Source organism: Pedobacter terrae (genome assembly GCF_900100705.1).
GTDB classification, from domain to species: domain Bacteria; phylum Bacteroidota; class Bacteroidia; order Sphingobacteriales; family Sphingobacteriaceae; genus Pedobacter; species Pedobacter terrae.
In genome coordinates, this window is the sequence record NZ_FNCH01000004.1 from 323,094 (window position 1) to 349,503 (window position 26,410).

General features: G+C 38.5%; 20 protein-coding genes. 15 read left to right on the forward strand and 5 right to left on the reverse strand.

The features are described from left to right. Positions 1–108: 108 nt before the first annotated feature. The 3 genes from BLR60_RS07860 (at position 109) to BLR60_RS07870 (ending at position 5,239) form a co-directional block, all read left to right on the forward strand. Positions 109–1,884 carry an AMP-dependent synthetase/ligase gene (locus tag BLR60_RS07860; RefSeq protein WP_090498490.1) on the forward strand — a complete coding sequence of 592 codons (1,776 nt, stop codon included), beginning with the start codon at positions 109–111 and terminating at the stop codon, positions 1,882–1,884. Further along, positions 1,856–3,577: a gamma-glutamyltransferase gene (ggt, locus tag BLR60_RS07865; protein ID WP_090498491.1), complete on the forward strand. Its 1,722-nt coding sequence runs from the start codon at positions 1,856–1,858 to the stop codon at positions 3,575–3,577. Before BLR60_RS07860 ends, ggt begins: the two co-directional genes overlap by 29 nt. Before the next feature lie 339 nt (positions 3,578–3,916). Next, positions 3,917–5,239 carry an OmpA family protein gene (locus BLR60_RS07870; RefSeq protein WP_090498493.1) on the forward strand — a complete coding sequence of 441 codons (1,323 nt, stop codon included), beginning with the start codon at positions 3,917–3,919 and terminating at the stop codon, positions 5,237–5,239. Between the two features lie 428 nt (positions 5,240–5,667). On the opposite strand, the gene BLR60_RS07875 is transcribed toward BLR60_RS07870, so the two are convergent. After that, positions 5,668–6,645 (reverse strand): hypothetical protein, encoded by a 978-nt coding sequence (locus BLR60_RS07875; RefSeq protein ID WP_090498496.1) that lies wholly within the window; start codon positions 6,643–6,645, stop codon positions 5,668–5,670. Between the two features lie 110 nt (positions 6,646–6,755). Between BLR60_RS07875 and BLR60_RS07880 the strand changes: the two genes are divergently transcribed. The 8 genes from BLR60_RS07880 (at position 6,756) to BLR60_RS07915 (ending at position 15,908) form a co-directional block, all read left to right on the forward strand. Further along, positions 6,756–7,190: a MarR family winged helix-turn-helix transcriptional regulator gene (locus BLR60_RS07880; RefSeq protein WP_090498498.1), complete on the forward strand. Its 435-nt coding sequence runs from the start codon at positions 6,756–6,758 to the stop codon at positions 7,188–7,190. A 76-nt stretch (positions 7,191–7,266) separates the two neighbouring features. Next, positions 7,267–9,672: a 3-hydroxyacyl-CoA dehydrogenase/enoyl-CoA hydratase family protein gene (locus tag BLR60_RS07885; protein ID WP_208600595.1), complete on the forward strand. Its 2,406-nt coding sequence runs from the start codon at positions 7,267–7,269 to the stop codon at positions 9,670–9,672. 71 nt (positions 9,673–9,743) lie between these two features. Beyond that, positions 9,744–10,115, forward strand: a complete 372-nt coding sequence (locus BLR60_RS07890) for a four helix bundle protein (protein ID WP_090498502.1) — start codon at positions 9,744–9,746, stop codon at positions 10,113–10,115. A gap of 140 nt (positions 10,116–10,255) precedes the next feature. Beyond that, the gene (locus BLR60_RS07895; protein ID WP_090498504.1) at positions 10,256–11,431 is read left to right on the forward strand and encodes an acetyl-CoA C-acyltransferase; all 1,176 of its coding nucleotides are present in this window, start codon (positions 10,256–10,258) and stop codon (positions 11,429–11,431) included. A gap of 203 nt (positions 11,432–11,634) precedes the next feature. Then, a complete protein-coding gene (locus BLR60_RS07900; RefSeq protein WP_090498506.1) occupies positions 11,635–13,428 on the forward strand; it encodes an acyl-CoA dehydrogenase family protein in 1,794 nt (597 codons plus the stop codon). 346 nt (positions 13,429–13,774) lie between these two features. Further along, entirely contained in the window at positions 13,775–14,221 is a 447-nt protein-coding gene (locus BLR60_RS07905; RefSeq protein WP_090498508.1) for an FKBP-type peptidyl-prolyl cis-trans isomerase, read from the forward strand. Between the two features lie 304 nt (positions 14,222–14,525). Then, positions 14,526–14,987 (forward strand): FKBP-type peptidyl-prolyl cis-trans isomerase, encoded by a 462-nt coding sequence (locus BLR60_RS07910; protein WP_244155612.1) that lies wholly within the window; start codon positions 14,526–14,528, stop codon positions 14,985–14,987. A 3-nt stretch (positions 14,988–14,990) separates the two neighbouring features. Further along, positions 14,991–15,908, forward strand: a complete 918-nt coding sequence (locus tag BLR60_RS07915; RefSeq protein WP_090498510.1) for an FKBP-type peptidyl-prolyl cis-trans isomerase — start codon at positions 14,991–14,993, stop codon at positions 15,906–15,908. Here the strand turns inward: BLR60_RS07915 and BLR60_RS07920 are convergent. Together BLR60_RS07920 and BLR60_RS07925 are read right to left on the reverse strand one after the other, a co-directional pair. Continuing rightward, positions 15,898–17,199: a cryptochrome/photolyase family protein gene (locus BLR60_RS07920; RefSeq protein WP_090498512.1), complete on the reverse strand. Its 1,302-nt coding sequence runs from the start codon at positions 17,197–17,199 to the stop codon at positions 15,898–15,900. The genes BLR60_RS07915 and BLR60_RS07920 overlap by 11 nt on opposite strands. A gap of 141 nt (positions 17,200–17,340) precedes the next feature. Further along, the gene (locus tag BLR60_RS07925; protein ID WP_090498514.1) at positions 17,341–18,243 is read right to left on the reverse strand and encodes a TIGR01777 family oxidoreductase; all 903 of its coding nucleotides are present in this window, start codon (positions 18,241–18,243) and stop codon (positions 17,341–17,343) included. Positions 18,244–18,411: 168 nt separating this feature from the next. Here BLR60_RS07925 and BLR60_RS07930 point away from each other — a divergent pair, with 168 nt between their 5' ends. The 4 genes from BLR60_RS07930 (at position 18,412) to BLR60_RS07945 (ending at position 24,448) form a co-directional block, all read left to right on the forward strand. Further along, positions 18,412–19,686 carry a DASH family cryptochrome gene (locus BLR60_RS07930; protein ID WP_090498516.1) on the forward strand — a complete coding sequence of 425 codons (1,275 nt, stop codon included), beginning with the start codon at positions 18,412–18,414 and terminating at the stop codon, positions 19,684–19,686. Between the two features lie 210 nt (positions 19,687–19,896). Continuing rightward, on the forward strand, positions 19,897–22,695 hold the full coding sequence (locus tag BLR60_RS07935) for a 2-oxoglutarate dehydrogenase E1 component (protein WP_090498518.1): 2,799 nt from the start codon (positions 19,897–19,899) through the stop codon (positions 22,693–22,695). A 103-nt stretch (positions 22,696–22,798) separates the two neighbouring features. Further along, the gene (gene odhB, locus BLR60_RS07940; RefSeq protein WP_090498520.1) at positions 22,799–24,025 is read left to right on the forward strand and encodes a 2-oxoglutarate dehydrogenase complex dihydrolipoyllysine-residue succinyltransferase; all 1,227 of its coding nucleotides are present in this window, start codon (positions 22,799–22,801) and stop codon (positions 24,023–24,025) included. A gap of 102 nt (positions 24,026–24,127) precedes the next feature. Continuing rightward, positions 24,128–24,448 carry a ribosomal maturation YjgA family protein gene (locus tag BLR60_RS07945; protein ID WP_090498522.1) on the forward strand — a complete coding sequence of 107 codons (321 nt, stop codon included), beginning with the start codon at positions 24,128–24,130 and terminating at the stop codon, positions 24,446–24,448. A 140-nt stretch (positions 24,449–24,588) separates the two neighbouring features. Here BLR60_RS07945 and BLR60_RS07950 read toward each other — a convergent pair whose 3' ends face one another. Next, on the reverse strand, positions 24,589–25,275 hold the full coding sequence (locus BLR60_RS07950; protein WP_090498524.1) for a 3-keto-disaccharide hydrolase: 687 nt from the start codon (positions 25,273–25,275) through the stop codon (positions 24,589–24,591). 225 nt (positions 25,276–25,500) lie between these two features. Beyond that, a complete protein-coding gene (locus BLR60_RS07955) occupies positions 25,501–26,019 on the reverse strand; it encodes a DUF4269 domain-containing protein (RefSeq protein ID WP_090498526.1) in 519 nt (172 codons plus the stop codon). Between the last annotated feature and the right edge of the window lie 391 nt (positions 26,020–26,410).

The window sequence follows — 26,410 nt, forward strand, 5'->3', positions numbered from 1 at the left end:
CAAATACCGCGTTTCACTTACTATGAGGTATTTTTTTTATTAAAAAGCATAATAGGTGGCAATCTTTATGTTTGATTTTTTAACTTAACCAAATAATATAAAATTCATATGGCGGCAGAAATTAAGCGGGTTTTTGATCTTTTGAAGTACAGCCTCGAAAATCCTAAGCAAGAGTTCATCAGCGGAAAAATCAACGGAAAATGGATAAATTATAGTACAGTAGATTTTTGTGACACTGTAGATAACCTCAGCCGTGGATTAATTAAACAAGGTGTTGGCAAAGGTGGCAGGGTTGCTGTAATGTCGCATAACCGACCTGAATGGAATATTGCCGATTTTGCTGCCAATCAGATCGGGGCTTATCAGATTCCCTTATATCCAACCTTAGCGGAACATGATATACAATTTATCTTAAAAGATGCAGAAATCGCCATCATTTTTGTAGCTGACGAAGAGTTGTATGAAAAAATTAAACCTTGTGCCGATGCCATCAACCCGGAGATTAAGATTTATAGCTTTAATGAAATTACAGCAACCGAAAACTGGAATACTTTAATTGAACTGGGCAAAGCAAGCACCGATATTAATCTGGACGAATATCGTTCAAATGTAGGGCCTGAAGATGTTTTAACCCTGATTTATACCTCAGGTACAACAGGAACACCCAAAGGTGTAATGTTAACGCATAATAACTTAGTTGCAAATTTTGTAAATTCAGCTGTAGTGATACCCGAAGGGGTTAAAAAAGGTTTAAGTTTTCTGCCGCTATCGCACATTTTCGAGCGGATGATCATTTATCTATACCTGTTTAACCATACCGGAATTTATTATGCCGAAAGTATGGAAACTATTGTGGCCGATATTCAGCACGTAAAACCTAATGTATTTTCTACCGTTCCAAGGCTTCTTGAAAAAGTGTACGATAAGATCATGGAAAAAGGGAAAGCACTAACGGGGATTAAAAAAGGAATTTTCTTCTGGTCGGTAGCTTTAGCAGAAAAATATACCATTGATGCAGGTGCATGGTACAACTTCAAACTGGGGATTGCCCGTAAACTGGTTTTTAAAAAATGGCAGGAGGCTTTAGGCGGTGAAATTGTGGTGATCGTATCTGGTGGAGCAGCATTAAATCCACGACTGGCAAGAATTTTCTGGGCAGCTGGCATGCCTGTTTTCGAGGGTTATGGACTAACAGAAACCTCACCTGTAATTACGGTTAATCATTTTGGCGGAACCATGTTCGGTACCGTTGGTGAGGTAATTAAAGGTGTGGAAGTTAAAATAGCGCCAGATGGTGAAGTATTAACCCGGGGACACCAGGTAATGAAAGGTTATTACAACCGGCCTGATTTAACCCAGGAAGCAGTAGATCAGGAAGGATGGTTCCATACAGGAGATATTGGTGAATTGGTTGATGGCCGCTTTTTAAAAATCACTGATCGTAAAAAAGAGATGTTTAAAACAGCAGGTGGTAAATATGTTGCCCCGCAAATGCTAGAGAATAAATATAAAGAATCGATTTTTATTGAACAGATTATGGTTTTGGGCGAAAATAGAAAATTCCCTTCTGCGCTGATTGTTCCAAATTTCGAAACCTTAAAAACCTGGGCAAGCAGAAAAGGCATTACTTTTAATTCAAACGATGATTTGATTAAAAATGAGCAGGTGCTCACTAAATATAATGAGGTTATCGAGGCTGCAAATGTGGGTTTTGGAAAATGGGAGCAGGTGAAAAGATTTGCACTTTTGCCTAAAGAGTGGAGTATAGATGGCGGCGAACTTACTCCAAAATTAAGTTTCAAAAGAAAAGTGATTACCGAAAAAAACAATGAAATAATCGAAAAAATTTATCGGGATGCAGAAAACTATAAAGCCCCTCAATAACTTTAAAAAAACCTTAGTATACTTAAGCGTTGTACTTTCATTGGCTGGTTGTGTAACCGGACAATTGGGCAAAAACAACAGTGGTGAGTATAAAAACGGCATGGTAGTTTCGGCCCACCCGGAAGCGTCGCAGGTAGGTGTAGATATTTTAAAAAAGGGAGGAAATGCAGTTGATGCTGCTGTGGCCGTTCAGTTTGCGCTGGCTGTGGTTTATCCTAATGCAGGCAATATTGGTGGTGGCGGTTTTATGGTTTACCGCAGTTCGAACGGCGAAATAAATGCATTAGATTTTAGAGAAAAAGCAGCAGCTGCCGCCGGTAGAGATATGTATCTTAATGCTGCAGGCGATCCAATTGTGGATAAAAGCCTTTATGGACATTTAGCTGTCGGTGTACCCGGATCAGTAGATGGTATGGTGGAGGCGCATAAAAAATACGGAAAACTTTCATGGGCGCAGGTATTGCAGCCCGCAATAGACCTGGCACAACTCGGTTTTAAAATTACCAAAAGGCAAGCTGGAGAATTGAATGGTTTGCATAGAAAATTTATGGAATTTAATCCAAACGGGACGGCTTTTGTAAATTTAGAAAGTACCTGGCAGGAAAATGATGTATTGGTTCAAAAGGAATTGGCCAATACCTTAAAACTGATTCAGGCGAAAGGCAGGGCCGGTTTTTACGAAGGCGCCGTGGCCGATTCGCTTGTGTCCGAAATGCAACGTGGAAAAGGATTGATAACAAAAGATGATTTAAAAAATTATCATGCCATTTGGCGTAAACCCATAACAGGTAATTATAGGGGCTATAAAATTATTACCATGCCGCCAACTTCGAGCGGAGGTATTGCTTTGATCCAATTGCTTCAGTCTGTAGAGCCTTATCCAATAAAAAAATGGGGGCATAACGCTGATTCTACCGTGCAAGTGATGGTAGAAGCTGAAAGAAGAGTGTATGCCGATCGGGCAACGCACTTAGGCGATCCTGATTTTTATGACGTTCCACAACAACAGTTATTAAATGCAGCCTATAATAAAAACCGGATGGCAAACTTTAACTGGGATGCTGCAACCCCAAGCAGTGCTGTTTTAGCTGGCGATATAAAAGGGACCGAACATGAAGAGACTACACATTTTTCTATTGTAGACCGAGATGGAAATGCTGTTTCCATTACCACTACTTTAAATGGTTCTTACGGATCGTTAGTGGCTGTAAAAGGAGCAGGTTTTTTACTTAACAACGAAATGGACGATTTTTCGGTTAAACCTGGTGTACCAAATATGTATGGTTTGGTTGGTGGCGAAGCTAATGCCATAGCACCGAATAAAAGAATGTTAAGCTCCATGACACCAAGTATTGTAGAGAAAGATGGAAAATTATTTATGGTGGTAGGTACACCAGGCGGATCAACCATCATTACTTCTGTATTCCAAACCATCGTTAATGTGATTGATTTTGATATGTCTATGCAATCGGCCGTTGCGGCTAAAAAGTTTCATCACCAATGGTTGCCAGATGAGGTATATGCAGAAAAAGATGCTATTGATAGTTTATCAACAGAAAAATTAAAGGCCAAAGGTTATAAAATCCTACAAAGAGGTCCGATAGGTAGAGTTGATGCCATTTTAAGAACAAAATGGGGCAGTTATCAGGGAGGTGCCGATCCGAGAGGAGATGATAAAGCCATCGGCTGGTGATCATTATTCATCTACTTGATGGTTTATTGTATCAAATTGGCTACAGGTTAGGTGATTCAAAGTTTAGTGCATGGTACTTAGAATCCGAATAAGCTGATAAAACAGTTCATATCAGTTTCCATAATTGCATCTCGAGGGATATGATTTATTATAGCAAATTAGCAATCAGCGGCAGATTGACGTATTGCAGTTAGTACGCTAAAACTATTTGTTTAGTTTTGTAGGCTTGCATCTTAAGTAATTAGTGTTAAGAAGTGGATAAGTATTTTTACGTGCTTTTATTTTTGGTATGGCTATTGTAAAGGTTGTGAAACGCTATTCAACGTTAAACAGAAAATTATGAAATTACAATTATCTAAAGCCCTACCAGTAGCAATAGCTGGTTTATTAATCGGGTCAGTTGCTTCAGCTCAAGAAAGTCCAGCAGCCTCAACTACAACACTAAGAACGTGGTCTATCGGTGTAAATGCTGGTGTACTAACTCCACTTTCACCATTGGGTGGAAAAAATGATTTCAGTAATAACAAATCAAATTTTGGTTACGGTCTTTACATTAAAAAACAATTTACACCTTATTTCTCTCTTCGTTTAGATGGAGTTCGTGGTAAATTAAAAGGCGATAATAGTGAGCCATATGAAAGCGGTTTGGTTAATAACTCTACGGTAAACGCTTTCGACACACAGTTATCCTATTCAGGAACTTTAAATGCTGTGGTAAACATGTTCAATATTGATATGTTTAAAAAAGAAAATGCTTTGCAGCTTTATGCGTCTGCCGGTGCAGGTATTGCGGCTTATAAACCTACCATTACTACTGCGGCAGGAACTTCAGCATTTGGCGGTGGCGATAATATTCACGAGCTGATTATCCCTGTAGGTTTAGGTGCTAAATTTAAAATTTCTGACGCCGTAAACTTTGATTTAGGTTGGACAATCAATTATGTTGATGGCGATAACTTAGATGGTTATTACAAAAATGGAAATGATAAATACAACTATGCTTATGCTGGTTTAGAGTTTGCTTTAGGTAGCGGAAAACAATTGGCTTTCCACAATCCGGTAGCCTTAACTTATGATGAAGCCCTAAAAGCAAAACAAACTGCAGAAGGTTTGAGATCTGAATTAAATGCTCAAAAAGCTGATAATGCAAAATTACGTTCCGAACTTAACGATGTGCTGAAAGATACAGATGGTGATGGTGTTGCTGATAAATTGGATAAATGTCCTGATACACCAGCAGGTACTGTTGTTGATGGTGCTGGTTGCCCATTAAAAACGCCGGAAAAAGTGGTAGAAAAAGTAATCGTAACAGAAGAAGATCGTAAAGTAGTTAACGAAGCGATTAAAAACTTAGAGTTCGATTTAGGTAAAGCTACTATCCGTTCTAAATCTTATGCTTCATTAAATAGAGTTGCAGCTTTATTGATCCAGAAAAACTTTAGCTTGAAATTAGCTGGTCATACAGATAATACAGGTTCAAAAGAGTTAAACTTACGTTTATCAAAAGAAAGAGCAGAATCTGTTAAAGCTTATTTGGTTTCTCAAGGTGCCAATGCATCACGTATCGAAGCTATAGGTTACGGTATGGGTCAACCAATTGCTTCTAATAAAACAGCAGCCGGTCGTCAACAAAACCGTCGTGTAGAGTTTACACTTTACTAGTCTGTTATTAACCATATTTAAAAAGTCCCGATGAAAATCGGGACTTTTTTGTTTAGGAGGTTTATGTATGGTTTCTAGCTGATTTGGTTAATGGCTATAAATGCGAATTGTCATCCTAAGGAATAATTTGTTTTATAAAAACCAATATTAGTGAGGTAACTGATTTTCTTATGCCATACATTTAATTAGGTAATATCCCTCGAGAAATCGTCATTCCCAACTTGATTGGGGATCTTAATGCAAACGTTTTAAGATTCCTGCATACGCGAGAATGACGACCGCATTGTGGGTTCTGTCGATTGAAACGCAGTAAAGGATCTTTCTTGTTTTAGGTACTATTGGACTATGAAATTTACAAGACGGCATGCCTTGTTTTAAGGATTCTTCACTTCGTTCAGAATGACAGCTTGATAAATAATTGAACCAGCTTATTTCAGTGAAACAATCACTTTCTTAATCTCACTTAAATCATTCATTTCAAAATTAGGCGATTGCGGATAAAAACGCTGATAGATAATTTTGTCATCCTTGCTATCATACACGCTTATTATTTTATCGTTAGCACGTTGCGTATAAACTACGTATTTAATCGGCGCGGCTTTATTCAGGATTAAACTATCCAGCGTTTCATACGATACAAACTTAAGTTTATAATTATAGGGTTCGGCAATAATACCCGAAGGTGGTAAAAGTGCCAATCTTGAAGAAAAAACTTGCTTAATATATTCGGGTATGTAAAGTGTTTCCTTTGCCAGTTCTGGTAAGCGTATCTTATTGTAAAATTGGTAATCTATATTACAGTTTTGATTGGCGAGCAATCCATCATTAATCTGTTTCAGATAACCCGGCAAAAGGCCAGACGACCAGTTAAAAAAAATAGATTTATTATATAAATGGGATAAAATACTATTTTTTATGCTCCTTTTGGTACCGTATAGTTGATCCTGCATTTCAACCAGCAGATTGGTATTCGGATCAGCAAAAATAGCAATCGTTGCCAATATGCTTTCTTGCTTTATCTTAGGTTTTTTAGATGGGGTAAGTAACTTCAGTGCATAAATAATATTTACAGTTTTAGAACTGTCTGACTTTTCAGTATAAGCATCAAAATAAAAAACAGAATAGTTGGCAAGCGTATCATAACGGGCCAACTCTTCAGGCTTAATAATTTTATACGGTGTAATGGTCCAGTTTTTTTTAATGGCCTGATCAAATTTCTTCAGCTCATCATAATCCGCATACTGAAAAGTAAATAAGGTAGTTGTTTTTTTAAAAATCTCTAGTTTTTGACTGTTTAAAAGGGATTCTCCGAAATAAGAAACCTGACTTTGGCAAATGGTAGCCCATAAAATAAAGAAACTAAACAAGAGTATTTGTTTTACTTTATACATATTAAGTGTTTTCATTTTGTGTATGACTATGATAAGAAAAATTTAACAAATATTTTAAATTTTTCTATTGCATTAACAAAATACATTCATTAGCTTTGTTATGCAAGCATAATAAATTAGTGAAAATGAAACAACAACAAACCATAGATTACCATGTAAAGTTTGCCTGGCAAAATATGTTTAATAAGTACAATCAGATGGCATCCAGTTTCGGGATTACCCAGGCCATTGGTTACATGCTTATCAATATAGATGATGTTGAGGGGACTGCAGTTTCAAATCTAGCGGGTTTGCTTGGGGTTAAGGCAACGAGTTTATCGCGTATGTTAAATAACATGGAAGAGGCTAACCTTATTTTTCGCGAAACATCTGTAGGTGATAAACGTTCGGTAAAGGTTTTTCTAACTGATTTTGGTAAAGAGAAAAAACAGTTGGCCAAGGGTGTTGTTCGAAAATTCAACGAATATCTCGATGAGCATTTCTCGAAAAAGGAAAAAGAAACTTTTATTAACTTGTTAATCAAATTAAATGATATTACAGTAGCCTATACTGTAGATTAATAAATAGAGTAATCAAACCTGTTTGGTAGGCAAATCATAAAACGTTTCTATCAAACTAATGAAAAGCAAATAGATAATGAAACGAAGCATTAATAAAGTTGCAGTTTTAGGGTCGGGTATTATGGGGTCGCGTATTGCATGCCACTTCGCCAACATTGGTGTTGAGGTATTGTTATTGGATATTGCGCCAAAAGAACTGAGCCCCGAGGAGCAGGCAAAAGGATTGTCATTGGACAACCCCACTGTAAAAAACCGGATTGTGAATACTGCTTTGCAAACCGCTGTGAAAACAAACCCGTCGCCGGTTTATACGAAAAAAGCATTAAATAAAATTAAAACCGGAAACTTCGATGATGATATGTCGAAAATTGCCGGTTACGATTGGGTAATTGAAGTGGTTGTCGAAAATCTTGATATCAAGAAAAAAGTTTTCGAACAGGTCGAACAATTCCGTAAACCAGGCACCTTAATTACTTCAAATACTTCTGGTATTCCTATTCATTTAATGGCCGAGGGAAGAAGTGAAGATTTTAAATCGCATTTCTGCGGAACACATTTTTTCAATCCACCGCGTTATTTAAAATTATTAGAAGTTATTCCTACACCACATACGAAGCCAGAAATCATTGATTTCCTGATGCATTATGGTGATAAGTTTTTAGGAAAAACAACCGTTTTATGTAAAGATACTCCGGCTTTTATCGCCAACAGGGTAGGTGTTTATTCGATTATGGCACTTTTACATTTGGTCGAAAAATTGGATTTAACCGTAGAAGAAGTTGATAAATTTACAGGACCAGCTTTGGGTAGACCAAAATCGGCTACTTTCCGCACGTCGGATGTGGTGGGTTTAGATACCATGATTAAAGTGGCTAAAGGGCTTTATGATAACTGCCCTGAAGATAAAGCACATGATTTGTTTAAACTTCCGGCATACGTGCAAAAAATGGAAGAGAACAAATGGCTTGGCGACAAGACTAAACAGGGTTTCTATAAAAAAACAAAAACTGCTGAGGGTAAAACCGAAATCCTTGCACTTGACTTAAAAACATTAGAATATAAGCCTCAGCAAAAGGTAAAATCGGCGACTTTAGAAATGACCAAGCCGGTGGAAAACCTTCGTGAGCGTATGAAGATTTTTGCCAAAGGAAAAGATAAGGCAGGCGAATTGTTCCGCCATTCTTCATTTGGTTTATTTGAATATGTATCGGACAGAATCCCTGAAATTTCTGATGAATTATATCGTATAGACGATGCCATGCGGGCAGGTTTTGGCTGGGAACTTGGTCCTTTCGAATTGTGGGATGCCGTTGGTGTAAAGGATGCCTTAGAAGGAATGGAGCAATATGGCAATAAAGCCGCGGCTTGGGTACATGAAATGCTGGATGCCGGGAATACTTCGTTTTATAAAGTTGAGAATGGTGTTAAAAAATATTACGATATCCCTTCTAAAAGTTATAAAGCCTTACCTGGAACAGATGAGTTTATCATTCTGGATAACCTTCGCGAAAATAAAACGCTGTGGAAAAATTCTGGGGTTTCCATTATCGATCTGGGTGACGGCATTCTGAATGTAGAATTCCATACCAAAATGAATACCATTGGCGGTGATGTAATTTCAGGAATCAATAAAGCTATCGATATGGCTGAAAAAGATTATCGCGGTTTGGTAATTGGCAATGATGGCGCAAATTTTTCTGCCGGTGCTAACGTAGGGATGATTTTTATGATGGCGGTAGAGCAGGAATGGGATGAGTTGAACATCGCGATCAAAATGTTCCAGAATACCTCCATGCGCATCCGTTATTCTTCTATTCCGGTTGTGGTGGCCCCGCATAATTTAACCTTAGGCGGTGGTTGCGAGTTCAGTTTGCATGCTGATCACGTTCAGCTTTCTGCCGAAACCTACATGGGCCTGGTTGAATTTGGTGTAGGGGTAATTCCTGGCGGTGGCGGTACCAAAGAGTTTGCGCTACGTGCATCTGATGAATATAAAGACGATCAGATTGTGCAAAATGCCTTGAAAGATCGCTTTCTAACCATTGGTATGGCTAAAGTTTCTACTTCGGGTTACGAAGCCTACGAACTGGGTTATCTGCAAAAAGATAAATTTTCGATCTCGATGAACCGCAACCGTTTACTGGCCGATGCAAAAGCGAAAGCGATAGAACTTGCAGATGCTGGTTACACGAAACCCGTACCACGGAACGATATTAAAGTTTTAGGAAAACAAGGTTTGGGAATTGTATATGCCGGTGCAAATAGCATGTATGCCGGACATTTCATTTCCGAACATGATAAAAAAATCTCTGAAAAATTAGGTTACGTGATGTGTGGTGGCGATTTATCTGCGCCAACCGAAGTAACCGAACAATATTTACTGGATCTGGAAAGAGAGGCGTTTTTATCACTTGCAGGAGAACGGAAGTCGTTAGAGCGGATTCAGAGTATCATTACAAAAGGTAAACCGTTGAGGAATTAGATGTGAGATAGGAGAGGTTAGATTTGAGACAGGTTGCACCGGTCACAGCATGGCAATTAAGATAATAGAACATGAATAATTTAAAAGAGTTAAAAATTTGGAATAAGGCTATTGATCTGGCAGTTGATGTTTACAAAGCTACATCGACTTTTCCAACTGATGAGCGCTTTGGTTTAATCAGTCAATCTCGAAGGGCGGCTGTCTCAATCCCATCTAATATTGCCGAAGGTGCAGGAAGAAATTCAGTCAAAGAATTTAATAATTTTTTAGGCATAGCCAACGGGTCTTCTTACGAATTGCAAACTCAATTGGTAATTGCTAATAAACTTGCAATCCTTGAATCTGAAATTTTAGATCCTTTAATTGCCCAAATAGATGAATTACAAAAAATGACTTACGGTTTTCAGCAGATGCTGGATAAGAAAATTAATAAAAAGACATGAGATATGAGACACTAGATTTTAGAAGTTATCCGTCTCAAATCTAATGTCTCACATCTGGTATCTCAAAAAATAATAATCGATTTGAGTTATTGGTTTGAGCAGGTCTCAAATCCCAATTCTCAGATCTCAAATCTTAAAAAATGGAAGCATATATTATAGCCGGATATCGTACAGCAGTGGGTAAAGCACCCCGTGGCGTATTCCGTTTTACAAGAGCTGATGATTTAGCCGCAGAAGTAATCAGGGCTTTGGTAGCATCAGTTCCGAATTTAGATAACGAACAGATTGATGATGTAATTGTGGGTAATGCTACGCCAGAGGCAGAGCAGGGCCTGAATATTGGCCGTATGATCTCTTTGATGGGGCTGGATACTGATAAAGTACCAGGTGTTACCGTAAATCGGTACTGCGCATCAGGCTTAGATACCATTGCTACTGCAGTTGCCAAAATTAAAGCAGGCATGGCCGACTGTATCATTGCAGGTGGGGTAGAGGTTATGAGTGGAATGCCTTTTGGTGGCTGGAAACTGGTGCCAAATGCTGAGGTGGCAAAAAATAATCCAGACTGGTATTGGGGCATGGGCTTAACCGCCGAAGCCGTGGCCAAAGAATATAACGTGAGCCGTGAAGATCAGGATGCCTTTTCATTAAAATCTCATGAAAAAGCTATTCACGCCATAAAAAACGGTCATTTAAAAGATGGCATCCTGCCGATAACGGTAAATGAAAACTATTTGGATGACAACCTTAAAAAGAAAACCCGTTCTTATGTGGTGGATACTGATGAGGGCCCACGTGCAGATACAACGCTAGAAAAGTTGGCGAAACTGAAACCTGTATTCGATGCGGTAGGAAGTGTAACTGCCGGTAATTCATCGCAAACATCAGATGGAGCTGCGTTTGTTTTAGTAGTGTCTGAAAAGAAAATGAAGGAATTAAATGCTGAGCCGATTGCCAGATTAGTAAGTTACGGTATTGCAGGTGTTCCGCCACGTATTATGGGTATTGGTCCGATTGAGGCAATTCCAAAAGCATTGAAACAAGCCGGATTGAAAAAGGAAGATATCGATTTGATAGAACTGAATGAAGCCTTTGCTTCGCAATCATTGGCGGTAATCAGAACATTGGATTTAAACCCAGATGTGATTAACGTAAACGGAGGCGCAATTGCATTAGGACATCCACTAGGCTGTACCGGGGCAAAACTGACTGTGCAGATCATGAACGAGCTGAAGAGGCAGAACAAAAAATACGGAATGGTAACCATGTGCGTAGGAACCGGACAAGGTGCAGCTGGGATTTTTGAGCTTCTTTAGATTTAGAAGCCAATTAAAGTAAGCTAGGATATTTAAAGTATTTCAATGTGATCGTCACCCTGAACTTGTTTCAGGGTCTTTATCGTAAATTGATGCTGAAACAAGTTCAGCATGACGAATCTTAAAAAAGATAACATTAATGATTTGAGTTTGAATTTGGGCAGGTCTCAAATCTCAGATCTCATCTCTCAAATCTCATAACAATGGAAACAACTGAAAAAAAGACAATTAAAGGTGGCGAATTCTTAATTAAAGATACCACTTATCAGGAAGTATTTATCCCTGAAGAATTTGACGAAGAGCAGCAGATGATTGCACAAACCTGTCGCGATTTTCTGGCGGCTGAGGTTTATCCCAATTTAGATAAAATTGATAAGCAGGAAGATCCTGAGTTGATGCCAACCCTATTAACCAAAGCTGGCGAACTGGGTATTCTTGGCGTTTCCGTACCAGAAGAGTACGGCGGTTTTGGCAAAAATTTTAATACTTCCATGTTGGTTGCAGATGTGGTGGGTGCAGGCCACTCTTTCGCTGTTGCGCTTTCTGCCCATACCGGAATTGGTACATTACCCATTTTATACTATGGTAACGAAGAGCAAAAAGCAAAGTATATTCCTAAACTCGGTTCAGGTGAATGGAAGGCTGCTTATTGCCTAACCGAACCAAACTCTGGTTCGGATGCGAACTCTGGTAAAACAAAGGCTAAATTGAGTGATGATGGTAAACACTACATCATCAATGGTCAGAAAATGTGGATTACCAATGGTGGCTTTGCTGATATTTTCATTGTGTTTGCCAAAATAGACGATGATAAAAACTTAACTGCATTTATTGTGGAGAAAGATTTCGGTGGCATCACCATGAATCCGGAAGAGCATAAAATGGGGATTAAAGGTTCTTCAACCCGTCAGGTTTTCTTTAACGATTGCCCTGTACCAGTTGAGAACATGTTAAGTGAGCGTGAAAACGGTTTCAAAATCGCAGTAAATATTTTAAACATAGGCCGCATCAAATTATCTGCAGCTGCTATCGGAGCATCGAAAGCAACTTTGAATACCGCGATTAACTATTCAAATGAGCGGATCCAGTTTGGTCGCCCGATTTCGAAATACGGTGCCATCCGTTTTAAAATTGCAGAAATCGCATCTAAGCTTTATGCCGTTGATGCCGCAAACTATCGTGCAGGACAAAATATTGATGATACTTACGATCAATTGGTTGCAGGTGGGATGGAATCTGGCAAAGCAAGATTGAAGTCTGTAGAGCAATTTGCGGTAGAATGTGCCATTTTAAAAGTATGGGGTTCTGAAGCTTTGGATTATACGGTAGATGAAGGTGTGCAGATTTATGGTGGTATGGGTTTTAGTGCCGATGCACCAATGGATCGGGCTTACCGGGATGCGCGTATTAACCGGATTTTTGAAGGAACAAACGAAATTAACCGCTTGTTAACGGTTGACATGATGCTGAAACGCGCCATGAAAGGTGAGCTTGATCTAATGACGCCTGCTACAGCAGTTGCCGCCGAGCTGATGAGCATCCCTGATTTTGGTGAAGAGGATGATACCTTATTCGCTGCAGAGAAAAAAGTGCTGTCGAATCTGAAAAAGGCAACGTTAATGGTAGCTGGCGCTGCGGTTCAAAAATTAATGATGACCTTGAGCAAAGAACAGGAAATTTTAATGAACATTGCCGACATGGCCAGTTACGTTTATGTACTTGAATCGGCTTTGCTGAGGACAGAAAAACTGGTACATACCCGCGGTGAAGAAGCTTGTGCAGGACAGCTGGATTTATTGCGTATTTACATGGTAGAAGCAGTAGATGGCATAGCCAAAGCAGGTAAAGAAGCGCTTTGGGCTTTTGCAGAGGGCGATGAATTACGTATGATGCAGGTAGGGTTACGCCGCTTTACAAAAGTTGAACCTTTTAATGTTAAAGATGCCCGTCAAAGAGTTGCACAGCAATTGATTGAAGCGAATAAATATATTTTTTAAGGTAGAAGGCTGAAAGGTGAAGGGTTTAAGGATTGGGTGCATAACCTAAACCTTAAACCCTTTTTAATTTTGCTTAATAGTATTATAAGGCTGATAACCATAGATCCTTATGCAACATTTATTTGTTAAAAATGGTGTTGTTAAAGCGATTGATATTGACCCATTCGTCATGCTGAATTTATTTCAGCATATTTTTAGCATGAAAGACCCTGAAATGAATTACCTTGGGTGAGCTCGCCAAGGCTCGGTTCAGGGTAACGACTCTGAATTGAAAATATTTTACAGGGGCCATTTAAACCTGAATTAATAATCGAAACTTTTTGGTAGTAAAATCCTATTTTCGCGTATGATTAAATTTAGATTACTTACTATCCTTTTTTTAAGTGTTGCTGTTATTTCATCTTGTAAGAAAGACGAAGATCCCGAAAAGCAGATTACGGATTTTATCAAAAAAAATAATATTAATGCCATTAGAGATGATTCTGGTTTATATTATCAGATCATTAAACCTGGTTCGGGATCCTTTACTTATCCAGGTGATACCAAGATCACCATCAAATATGAGGGTAAGTTGTTAAACGGAAATGTATTTGATAATGGCGGAGGTAAAGAACAAACTTTTAATCTTGCAGAGCTGATTCAAGGCTGGCGTATTGGTATTCCTAAAATCCAGAAAGGTGGCGAAATCAGATTAATTGTTCCGCCAGGTTTAGGCTATGGCAGTAATGCAGTTGGCCCCATTCCCGGAAATTCTGTATTGGATTTTAATATTCAATTATCAAATGTACAATAAGCTGAATGTGATAATTAACATTATCTCTTAATAGATGAATAGTATTTTGATTTAAAGAAATCGTCACCCTGAATTTATTTCAGGGTCTTTTGTTCCAAAATGTTGACCAAGCAATATGTTCAGGTAATTAAAAAGACTGTTTCTACTTGTAAAATGAATTCAGCATGAGGAATTGTTCTAGTGCGATGTAGTTCTTGCTTTGACCTTTTGGTCCTTAAAATTGTTAAAATAGGTTAAAAATTGTTGCAACCACATTAAAAGCTTATTTTTGCGGATAATGGTTAAGCTTAAATATTTTATATTCATGATCTGCCTTGCAGGATGTTTTACCGCCTGTAAGAAAAACGTGCCTATTGATGATTCTTACGATCCCACTCCACAATTTAAGGCTGACACTGCTGCTATAGCTGCATTTGTGAAAACCAATAATGTCCCGGCCATAAAAGATGCCAGCGGTATTTTTTATCAAATTATTTCTCCCGGATCAGGAAATGCAAGTTATTTAACCTCTACTGTGATCTCTGCAGATTATGAAGGGAGATTATTAAATGGTACTATTTTCGACAGCTCCAAAGGAACCCCAGCTACTTTTAAACTTGGAAATGTTATTTTAGGGTGGCAGTTTGGGATTCAAAAAATACAAAAAGGTGGTAAGATCAGGTTAATTATCCCATCTTATTATGCATATGGAACACAATCGCCATCACCTTCAGTTCCTGCTAATTCAGTACTAGATTTTACCATAACACTTACAGACGTACAATAATAAATGAACAACTTTACTAAACTTAGCCTATTCGCAATTTTACTGGCAACTGTAGTTTTCAGCTCGTGCACAAAGGAATATGATACCGCACAAACTGTAGATGATGCAGCTATAAAGGCATATATATCAAAGAATAATTTAACACAAATGGTACCTGATTCTGCTAAATCAGGATTTTATTATCAGGTTACAAATCCTACTGATGGTGCGCTTTTCTTAAATTCAGATTCAGTATTGTACGATGTAACCGTTAAATCTCTGGCGAGTGGAACAACTTATCTCCAGTCACCCTTAAATGGTAACTTAAATACTTTGGTTGGGTATTTGAATAGCTTTAATCAGGGCTCTTTATCATCAACTACTTATAATATACCCGCATTAAGAACTGCTGTGCTTAAATTAAAACCAGGAGGTACAGCCAGGATTTTGTTGCCATCATATTTGGCCTTTGGTAGAAATGGTGTAGGCTCGATCCCTTCAAACGAAAACCTTGATTTTATCATTAAAACTTATCCATACTATAAACAGTCGTTATTGGATGATGCTAGAATATTAAATTTTTTATCTAGCAAGAATTTAACAGCTACCAAGGACAATAGTAGAATATATTATATTATTAATACACTGGGAACAGGTGCAGCTATAGATCCAGAATTAAGTACTGTAGTTATAAACTATACTGGGCGATTTTTGGATGGTTCCTCATTTGATTCAAATACTACTGGAACCTTCTCTACTACCTTGTCTAGTAATACTGCTATAATTCAAGGATGGAAAACCTTAATTCCTAAGTTTCCTGTTGGTACAAAGTTCAGAATGTTCATCCCTTCTGATCTGGCTTATAAACGAGGTGGATCTAATACTATTCCACCCAACGCCGTATTGGATTTCGATATAGAAATTGTAAAGGTTACGAATTAGATAAAGCTTCTTTAAAAACTTTTAAAACCCTTTCCCTTGCAAAAGTATGCTCAACTATTGGTTGGGTATATTTTTTTGTGCCAAATTCTGGTACCCATTTTTTAATATATTCAAATTTAGGATCAAATCTTTTGGTCTGCAGTTCGGGGTTGAAAACCCTGAAATAAGGTGCGGCATCGTTTCCAGATCCTGCGGCCCACTGCCAGCCACCCACATTACTTGCCATTTCATAATCCAATAATTTTTCGGCAAAATAAGTTTCTCCCCAGCGCCAGTCAATCAGTAAATGTTTGGTTAAAAAACTACCCACAATCATTCTTACTCGGTTGTGCATCCAGCCGGTTTGGTTCAGCTGGCGCATGCCTGCATCAACAATAGGATAGCCGGTATTGCCCTCGCGCCAGGCCTTAAATTCCTCTTCATTGTTACGCCACTTAATTTTATCATATTGTTTTTTAAACGAATCGAAAGCCGAATAGGAGAAATGCCAGAGTATCGTCATGTAGAATTCCCGCCAGGCCAGTTCCGAAAGCCAGACATTCGATTTTGCTTCCAATGCATCTTTAACGGCTTTCCGAATACTTAAGGTTCCAAAACGTAAATGCAAACCAATATGTGTGGTGCCATCAAGCGCAGGAAAATCGCGTTCTTTTGCATAATCGTCGAGCTTGTTTTTGTAATTTATTTTCGGGAAATCCAGCTTGCTCTTTTCAAAGCCCATTTCTTTCAAATCCGGGCTGGACAGATGTTTTGTTTGTAGCAGATTTTTAAAATACTTTTTAGTTGGATAAGCCTTTATATAAAAGTCGTTCAGTTTGGCATGCCATTGTTTATAAAAGGGGGTAAAAACGGTATAAGGCGTTTTGTCTGCTTTTAAAATTTCGTTCTTTTCAAAAATAACCTGGTCTTTATAGGTTTTAAACACAATTTTTTCGCTTGTTAAAAACTCAGCCATATTATCATCACGTTCGCGGGCATAGGGCTCATAATCATGATTGGTGTATACCTCCTTAACCTGGTATCCCTTTAAAATCTCCGGCCATATTTTCTCGGGTTTTCCGTATTTTACCAGTAAATCTGATCCTTGCTGCTGAAGTTCTTTCTTTAACTCTTCAATGGTTTCATAAATGAAGGTTACACGTGCATCGTCTTTTGGTAGTTTATCCAGTATATTCTGGTCAAAAATAAAAAGTGGCAAAACCGGATAATCGCCTTTTAGCGCATGATATAAAGCTGCATTATCTGCTAAACGTAAATCGCGACGGAACCAAAAAATTGATATTGAAGTCATTTATATACAGGTTGTTAATAGAGTCTAGATGATTTTAAGCGTTTAGCGCTAGGCATTTGGCGTCAATTAACCGATTGACCACTAATTTAGTTTTCAATTTGCGGTTAACAATTAACCAATTTAAACAGTTAACCGATTAACCTATTTATATAACTCCTGCAAAGCATCCTCCAAATGTGTGAATTTAAATTTGAATCCTGCATCTAAAATCTTTTGTGCGGAGGTATTATTGCTCATCAGAACAGCATCTACACGTTCACCCAATAATAATTCTAATGCTTTTTTAGGTACTTTAATTGGCCAGAATGGTCGGCGGAGTTGTTTGGCAATGGCTTTGGTTAAAGCAGCATTGGTTACCGGAAAAGGTGCACAGGCATTGTAACAGCCCTCCATTTTCAGGTTTTCGATGGCTTCGATATACATTTCCACCATGTCGTTTATGTGTAGCCAGGGTGTCCATTGTTTTCCGGTACCTAAACCAGCCCCAACAAATAATTTTACCGGTTTATCCAGTTGGGGTAAGGCGCCCCCATCATTGCTTAGCACAATTCCGGTGCGAAGTTTTACAATCCTGAGGCTCAATTTTTTGCCTTCATCTACCGCGTCTTCCCAAAGTTTGCAGCAATCTGCTAAAAAGCCATAACCTTTAAGACTTTCTTCAGTTAAAATCTCGTCACCACAATCGCCATAAAAACCAACGGCCGAAGCAGAAATAAACGCTTTTAGCTGAAGGTCCGGCTTAGATTTTATCGTTTCAAAAAGTAATTCTGTCGATTTTACACGGCTATCGATAATCTGTTTTTTGCGTTCATCGGTCCATTTCTTATCAGCAACCGGCTCTCCCGCTAAATGCACAATGGTATCAACGCCGTTCAAACAGCCAGCATCAATAGTTCCTTTATAAACATCCCACACATAATTATTCGGATCATTATCTTTCTTCCGCGAAAGTGTATTCACCTCATAACCCTTGCTTAGCAAGTGTTTTTCTAGTTCAGTACCCACAAGTCCTGTAGCGCCGGTAATCAGAATCTTTTTTGCCATCTTTTTTAAACACCAAAGATGCAAAAGGGTTTGTGAGTAGGATTCTAAAATGCATTAATCTGGCTCTAATTCTTTTGTTTCCTATTTGTAAAGAATTACTTAGCGGTTTGATGAAGTAGAAAAATAAGGTAAATTTGTAAAGCGTTCTTACAACCTTTTCGATAAAAAATGTCCAAAAAAATTTTAGTCTGGTTTAGAAATGATCTTCGCTTGCATGATAATGAAATGCTGGTGGAAGCAATTGCTAAATCTGATTCGATTTTACCTGTTTACATTCTTGATCGCCGTTCTTTTGGCGAAACCAAATACGGTACCTTAAAAACAGGTAATATCAGAGCGCAGTTTATTTTAGAAAGTGTTTTAGGCTTACGCAATGCGTTAAAACAGATTGGCGGTAACTTGCTGATTGCTGAAGGCAAGCCTGAAGATATTATTCCTCAACTTGTGCAGGAATATGAGATTACCGAAGTTTACCATCACCGGGAGGTAGCACGCGAAGAAACGCATATTTCAACGCTGGTAGAAAACGCACTTTGGAAATTACGGATCAACCTTAAACATTTTATCGGTCATACTTTATATAATAAGGAAGATTTGCCTTTTCCTATTAAGGATATTCCGGATGCTTTTAACCAGTTTAAAAAGAAAATTGAGCGCGATTCGATTATCAAACCCTGTTTTGCAGCGCCAGATCGGATCAATGTAGCCGAAGTGATCGATTGGGGTACATTATCCTCATTGGAAGACCTTAATCTTTTACCTCAGCAAAAAGATCAGCGTGCCGATTTCGAATTTACCGGTGGAGAAGCAGAAGGTTTGGCTCACCTTCAAAAGGTGATTTTAGCCATGCAACAAGCTGCAACAACCAAGAATTTAATTCTTGTTTCGAAACTTTCTGCCTGGTTGGCTATGGGCAGTTTATCTCCGCGTAAAGTGTACTGGGAAATTAAAAAGATGGAAAGTGTGCCCAATACCAAAGCCATGTTCAATCATATCTTATTAGGCCTGCTTTGGAGAGATTATTTCCGTTTCATGTTCAAAAAATACGGTAATACGTTTTTTAGTCCAGATGGATTTGGTAGCCAGGGTTTGGTCGATGTAACAAACGAGCAGGAGAATTTTAATAAATGGCGCAATGCGCAAACTGGTTTTGCGGTAGTAGATGCGGTGATGACTGAATTAAATCAAACCGGTTTTATTTCTAATATTGCCCGACAAACGGCAGCGCTTTACCTGATCAATAATTTAGAGGTAAGCTGGGTTTTGGGCGCCGCCTATTTTGAAGAAAAATTGATTGATTATAATCCTGCAAGCAATTGGGGCAATTGGGCAAATGTAGCCGGTGTAGGGAATGATCAAAAATCCAAAAGTGTTTTCGATCTGGATAAAAATATCAAAAATCTCGACCCGAAAGGCAATTACGCTATAACTTGGGCATCATAGTTGTGAGGATTGAATGATAAAATTACCGTGTGTCAAATGAGCGCATTTGGGTAGTTGAATTTTAACAGGTTTTACCCGTTTTTTGTATACAAGGCCAACTCATTTACGCACTCGCAAATTTAAAACCTGCTCATTTATTTTAATCGAGATTTTTGCCATTTATATAAGGTAAAATTCTAATTTTGTAATGCTTACAGTAAACAGTTAATAATGGATAAATTATCTTATCTTAATGGCGCAAACGCCGAATATATAGAGTCTTTATATCAATCCTATCAACAAGATCCGGCATCTGTTGAGTTTGGTTGGCAGAAATTTTTTGAAGGTTTTGATTTTGGAAGGGGATCTGAGGCTCCTGCAGTAGCAGCAGAAACGCCAGAACACTTTTTAAAAGAGGTTAATGTTTTAAATCTGATTGATGGCTATCGTAGCCGTGGGCACTTATTTACACACACCAATCCAGTTCGCGAACGACGCAAACATTTGCCAACATTAGATCTTGCAAATTTTGGATTATCTGATGCTGATCTGGAAACTGTTTTCAACTCTGGCATGGAGATTGGCATTGGTGCAGCAAAATTGAAAGATATTGTAGCCTTTTTAAAACAAACATATGCTGGCTCTATCGGAGCCGAGTTTAAATTTTTACGTACACCAGAAGTGTTGAACTGGATTCAGCAAAAAATGGAAAGTGCACGTAATACCCCTAACTTCTCTATTGATGAGAAAAAACGCATTCTTCGGAAATTAAACGAAGCGGTAAGTTTCGAAAATTTCTTAGGTACAAAATTCTTAGGTCAAAAACGTTTTTCGTTAGAAGGTGCAGAAGCTTTGATCCCTGCTTTGGATTCGGTAATCGAAAAAGGAGCAGAACTGGGAATCGAAGAATTTGTTATCGGTATGGCACACCGCGGTCGTTTGAACGTGTTGGCCAACATCATGCAGAAAACATACAAAGATATTTTTGCTGAATTTGAAGGTAAAAGTTACAGCCCTGATACCCCATATGGTGGTGACGTAAAATACCATTTAGGCTATTCTACAGATGTTGCTACCGTATCGGGCAAAAGTGTTCACTTAAGTTTATGTCCTAATCCATCACACTTGGAAACAGTTGATGGTGTGGTAGAAGGCATGAGCCGTTCTAAAATCGATTTCAAATATGGTGGCGACAACAGTCGTTTAGCGCCGATTTTGATTCATGGTGACGCATCAGTTGCCGGACAAGGTATTGTTTATGAAGTCATTCAGATGGCTGGCCTCGAAGGTTACAAAACAGGGGGCACCATTCACCTGGTAATTAATAACCAGATTGGTTTTACCACCAACTATAAAGATGCCCGTACCAGTACTTACTGTACCGATATTGCTAAAGTAACTTTGTCTCCGGTTTTCCACGTAAATGGTGATGATCCTGAAGCTTTGGTTTATGCGATTAACCTGGCGATGGAATACCGTCAGAAATATAAAAACGATGTTTTTATTGACATTCTTTGCTACCGTCGCTTCGGTCACAATGAGTCTGATGAGCCTAAATTTACTCAGCCATTATTATACAAAACGATCGAAAAACACCCTAACCCAAGGGAAATATATATCGATCAGTTAACCAAAGAAGGTAAGTTGGAAGCTGGTTTAGCCAAAGAGATGGAAAAAGATTTCCGTGGTATTTTGCAGGAGCGATTAAATGAAGCTAAAGAATTTGTAGCCAGCGACAGCGAAGTTAAATTCGGTGGTGCATGGGCAGATCTGCGGATGGCGACACCTAAAGATTTCGAAGCTTCACCGGTTACCGCAGTTAAAAAAAGTACTTTATTGGAAATTGGTAAACGCATTACCACTTTACCATCAAATAAAAAGTTCTTCAAAAAAATTGAAAAATTATTTGCAGAGCGTACCAAAATGGTTAACGAAACGCTTGTTTTCGATTGGGCCATGGGCGAGCAGCTGGCTTATGGTACTTTGTTATCAGAAGGTAAACGTGTTCGTTTAAGTGGTCAGGATGTAGAGCGTGGTACATTCTCTCACCGTCATGCCGTATTAACGCTTGAAGACAGTGAGGAAGAATATGTACCGTTGGCAAATATCTCAGATCAACAGGCATCATTTGATATTTACAATTCGCACTTATCAGAGTACGGTGTTTTAGGTTTCGAATATGGATATGCCATGGCCAATCCGAATGCATTAACCATCTGGGAAGCACAGTTTGGTGATTTCTTTAATGGTGCCCAAATTGTTGTTGATCAATATATTGCAAGTGCTGAAACCAAATGGCAACGTGAAAATGGTTTGGTAATGTTATTGCCTCACGGTTACGAAGGACAAGGACCTGAGCACTCATCAGCACGTATTGAGCGTTTTATGGAGCTTTGTGCAGATTACAATATGCAGGTAACCAATTGTACTACTCCTGCAAATTTCTTCCATGTTTTACGTCGCCAGTTTAAACGCGATTTCCGTAAACCTTTGGTGGTGTTTACCCCTAAAAGTTTATTACGCCACCCGGCTTGTGTTTCTAAATTAGAAGAGTTTACCGAAGGTGGTTTTAAAGAAGTAATTGATGATGTAAATGTTAAAGTGGCAGAGGTAACGCGTATTGTTTTCTGTAGCGGTAAAATTTACTATGAACTATTAGAAAAACAGCAGGCAGACCAGGTAAAACATGTTGCTATCGTTCGTGTTGAACAATTATACCCAACACCGGTTGATCAGATGGAAGGCATTAAGGCAAAATATAAAAATGCAGATGAAATTTTCTGGGTACAGGAAGAACCGGAAAACATGGGTGCATGGCCATACCTTTTCCGCAAATTATACAAAACAGGCTTGAAAGGCATTGATGTAATATCGAGAAAAGAAAGTAGCAGTACTGCTACCGGTTTTGCTAAACAACATGCTAATCAACAAGCCTATATTTTAGCTAATGCTCTAGAGGTTTCTATAAAGGAAGAAGAAGTTAAAGATAAAGCTAAAAAGGCCAACAAGAAATTAGCTGAAGCGGATTAATTTAATTAAAGATTCGAGGGTAAAAGGTCTAGGTTAAGAGCCGGGAATACTGTAACTTTTGAATCTTAAACATATAACAACAAAAATTACCAATTTTAAAAATATGAGTTTAGAGATAAAAGTTCCACCAGTTGGTGAGTCGATAACAGAAGTTGTTTTATCACGTTGGATAAAAAACGATGGTGATGTTGTTGAAATGGATGAAGTTATAGCCGAATTGGAGTCGGATAAAGCAACATTCGAATTAACCGCAGAACAAGCTGGAACTTTAAAAACCATAGCAGCCGAAGGTGATACTTTAGCCATCGGTGCAGTAGTTTGTAAAATTGAAGATGGTGGTGCAGCCCCTGCCAAAGCTGAAGCTCCGAAAGTTGAAGAAAAGGCAGTTGTTGCTGAAGAAAAAACTGCGGCTCCAGTTGCTGAGAAATCAGGCGAAAGTTATGCTACAGGTACGCCTTCACCTGCTGCAGGTAAAATCCTTGCCGAAAAAGGCATCGATTCATCAGCTGTAAAAGGTACGGGTGTTGATGGTCGTATTACCAAAGATGATGCTGTGAAGGCTGAAGCGGGTAAAAAAGCTGAAGCACCAAAAGCAAGTGCGCCGGTTGCAGCTGCTGCTCCTGCAGGTAGCCGTGGCGAACGCCGCGAGAAAATGTCTCCACTGCGTAGAACTGTTGCAAAACGTTTGGTTGCCGTTAAAAATGAAACTGCAATGTTAACTACCTTCAACGAGGTTAACATGAAGCCAATTATGGACTTACGCGGAAAATATAAAGATCAGTTTAAAGAGAAATTTGGCGTTGGTTTAGGTTTTATGAGCTTTTTCACAAAAGCCGTTACCGAAGCTTTAAAAGATTTCCCTGCTGTAAATGGTCGTATTGAAGGTGAAGAATTGGTATACAATGATTTTGCTGATATTTCTATTGCTGTTTCTGCACCAAAAGGTTTAGTGGTACCCGTTATCCGTAACGCAGAAAGCATGACTTTAGCCCAGATTGAAAAATCGGTATTAGAATTGGCTTTAAAAGCACGTGATAGCAAATTAACCATTGAAGAAATGACTGGTGGAACATTTACGATCACCAATGGTGGGGTATTTGGTTCAATGATGTCGACCCCGATTATCAATGCACCACAATCGGCTATTTTAGGCATGCACAACATTGTTGAACGTCCGGTAGCTGAAAAAGGTGAGGTGGTAATTCGTCCGATGATGTATGTTGCTTTATCTTACGATCACAGAATTATCGACGGACGTGAGTCAGTTGGTTTCCTGGTTCGTGTGAAACAATTATTAGAAGACCCAGCCAGACTGTTATTAGGCGTTTAAGCCTAAATCCCAATTAATCGGGACATAATATATTGATAAAGAAGTCAAGTTTTTAATGGCCAATGCGCTGTAAAAACCTGACTTCTTTTTTTATGCCAAAAAATGAAATTAACGCTTAACTTAAAATTTCTCTTCATTTTTTTAGCGATATTCTTTATGGAAATTTTAATCGCTAAATATCTTCACGATGCATTTATCCGGCCTTTTGGTGGTGATGTTTTAGTGGTTGTATTAATTTATGCATTCTTCAGAATATTCTTAATGACCAATAATAAGAGACTTGCTTTAGGTGTATTGATTTTCTCTTTTGTTATCGAATTTTCACAGGCCATTCATTATGTAAATTGGTTGGGTTTGCAGGATAATAAGTTTTGGAGTATTGTTTTGGGAACTTATTTTTCTGTTTTGTGTTTTAAGGATTAAGTTGCGGCGCAGATATTGTGACGTCATCCTTTGCCATCTCGACTGGAGCAAAACGGAATAGAGATTTTTTCCTAAGGTTTAATCTAAAGATTTCTCCCCGCCTGTACGGGCAGGCACTACGGTCGAAGTGACGACTCTATTTAAGATTTAGAGAGTGCTTTAATCGGTTTCAGATCCAGCTGTTTAAACTCTACTTCACTACCTTCTGCCTGTAAAGCAATCTGTCCGCTGCTTGCAGTACAGTTTGTGCCATAATTTACTAAGGCGCCATTTACCCAAACTTTAACTTCGTTGTTCAGGCATTGTATTATCATGGTGTTCCACTCGCCAACTGGTTTTTCACTATCGTCTGTTAAATTTTTTATGCGGCGCAGTTTATCACCATTTACGCCCCAGTTTTCTTTTGGTCCACGTCTGCTCACCATATCAGGTACAGTAATGTCTTCCTCAATACACCAAAAATCGCCTGCATCTTTGTGTTGCATCTGGACTTCCAGCGATTTTGGAAACATACCATACAGCACCCGCGGAGTGGATGAATGTACCAAAACGCCACAGTTGCCAGGCTTTCCGGCAAAGCGGTATTGTACAGTTAGCTGGTAATTTTTATAAATTTTATCGGTTATTAAATGCCCGCCTGGTGTACCTAAACTCACCAGCATGCCATTGCGCACAACAAACGGATTAACGGTGTCTGGTTTGCTATCCATTGCGGGCACATCTACATGCCAGCCCTTTAAATCTTTGCCATTAAAGAGGCTTTTTTGGGCAAATACTGAGGTGCTGCTTAATATAATGAGCAATAAAATTACATAGTAGAGTTTCATGGTATATCTGGTTTTGTATTCCAAATATAATATTTTATGTATGATATGATGAAATACGAATCTCAGATGAGAATAGAGTATTTGTATAATTGGCCGTCATTCTCGCGCATGCGGGAATCTTAATGTAACCTACAAGTCCTACTAAGGCATTACGATTCCCAATCAAGTTGGGAATGACGATACCTCCTTCATAACATTGTGCCCTAAGCTAGTCTTAGCGTCTCGCTAAGACTCCAATTTTAGTAATTCTTCGTACGGATTACCTTCAAGCCCCAATAGTTTTGCAAATGCTGGTTCGGTTTTATAGCCCTGTTTTTTTAAGGAAATAATTTCCTGCCTGAAAACTTCTCCTTTTTCTAAAAGTATTTGATATTCGATTAACATATGGCGGTAAGCATTTTGCGCTTTCGTTGGCAGGGATTGTCCAAATATTTCAAATTCGAAACCATCTATAAAGAAATTAGCTTTTATAGATTTAAAATTTGCGTTCCCGGTAATTTTAAAGCCTTCTTTGTGCCTGAAGTAATCGGTAAGTTCCTTGGCAAACGCTATTTTATCCTCCACGTAGCAGATGATATCCAGGTCACTATTTTTAATGTCTATATTGATGGGTATCGTGCCGACTAAAATAGGCTGATATGGGGATAGTTTTTCTAAAACTTTATTATTTGTTAAAACCTGATAAGCTTTCTTTTGCTTCTCGTTTCCAGATTGGAGGTAGGAGATGTTTAGGAAGTTGATCATTGGTAATGAGTTGTTTCACCAAAGTTAATAAACATACGTTATTATCGCGGGTTGTTTAAGCTGTCCGTAGCATTTAGCGCAATGTCTAAGAATTGCTGTATTGGATTTAATTCAACAATAAGCGAGTTTAAGCTCTTTTCTATTCCTTATTCTGTCGAATCCCTCGGAACGCCACGGATAGATAGCCTCCTCGCAATAGCGAAATTACCTCAAAAAAAAGCCCATCTCCGTTAAGAAATGGGCAGTTGTTTAAGTTAAGATGCTGAAACAAGTTCACTGTTGTCCGGAGAAAATATTTTTTGCTTATAAAAAAAGGGTAGCGATAAAAGCTACCCTTTGTGCTGTTATATTTGAGTTACCACACCTAAATACAACATGGGCAAAAATACAT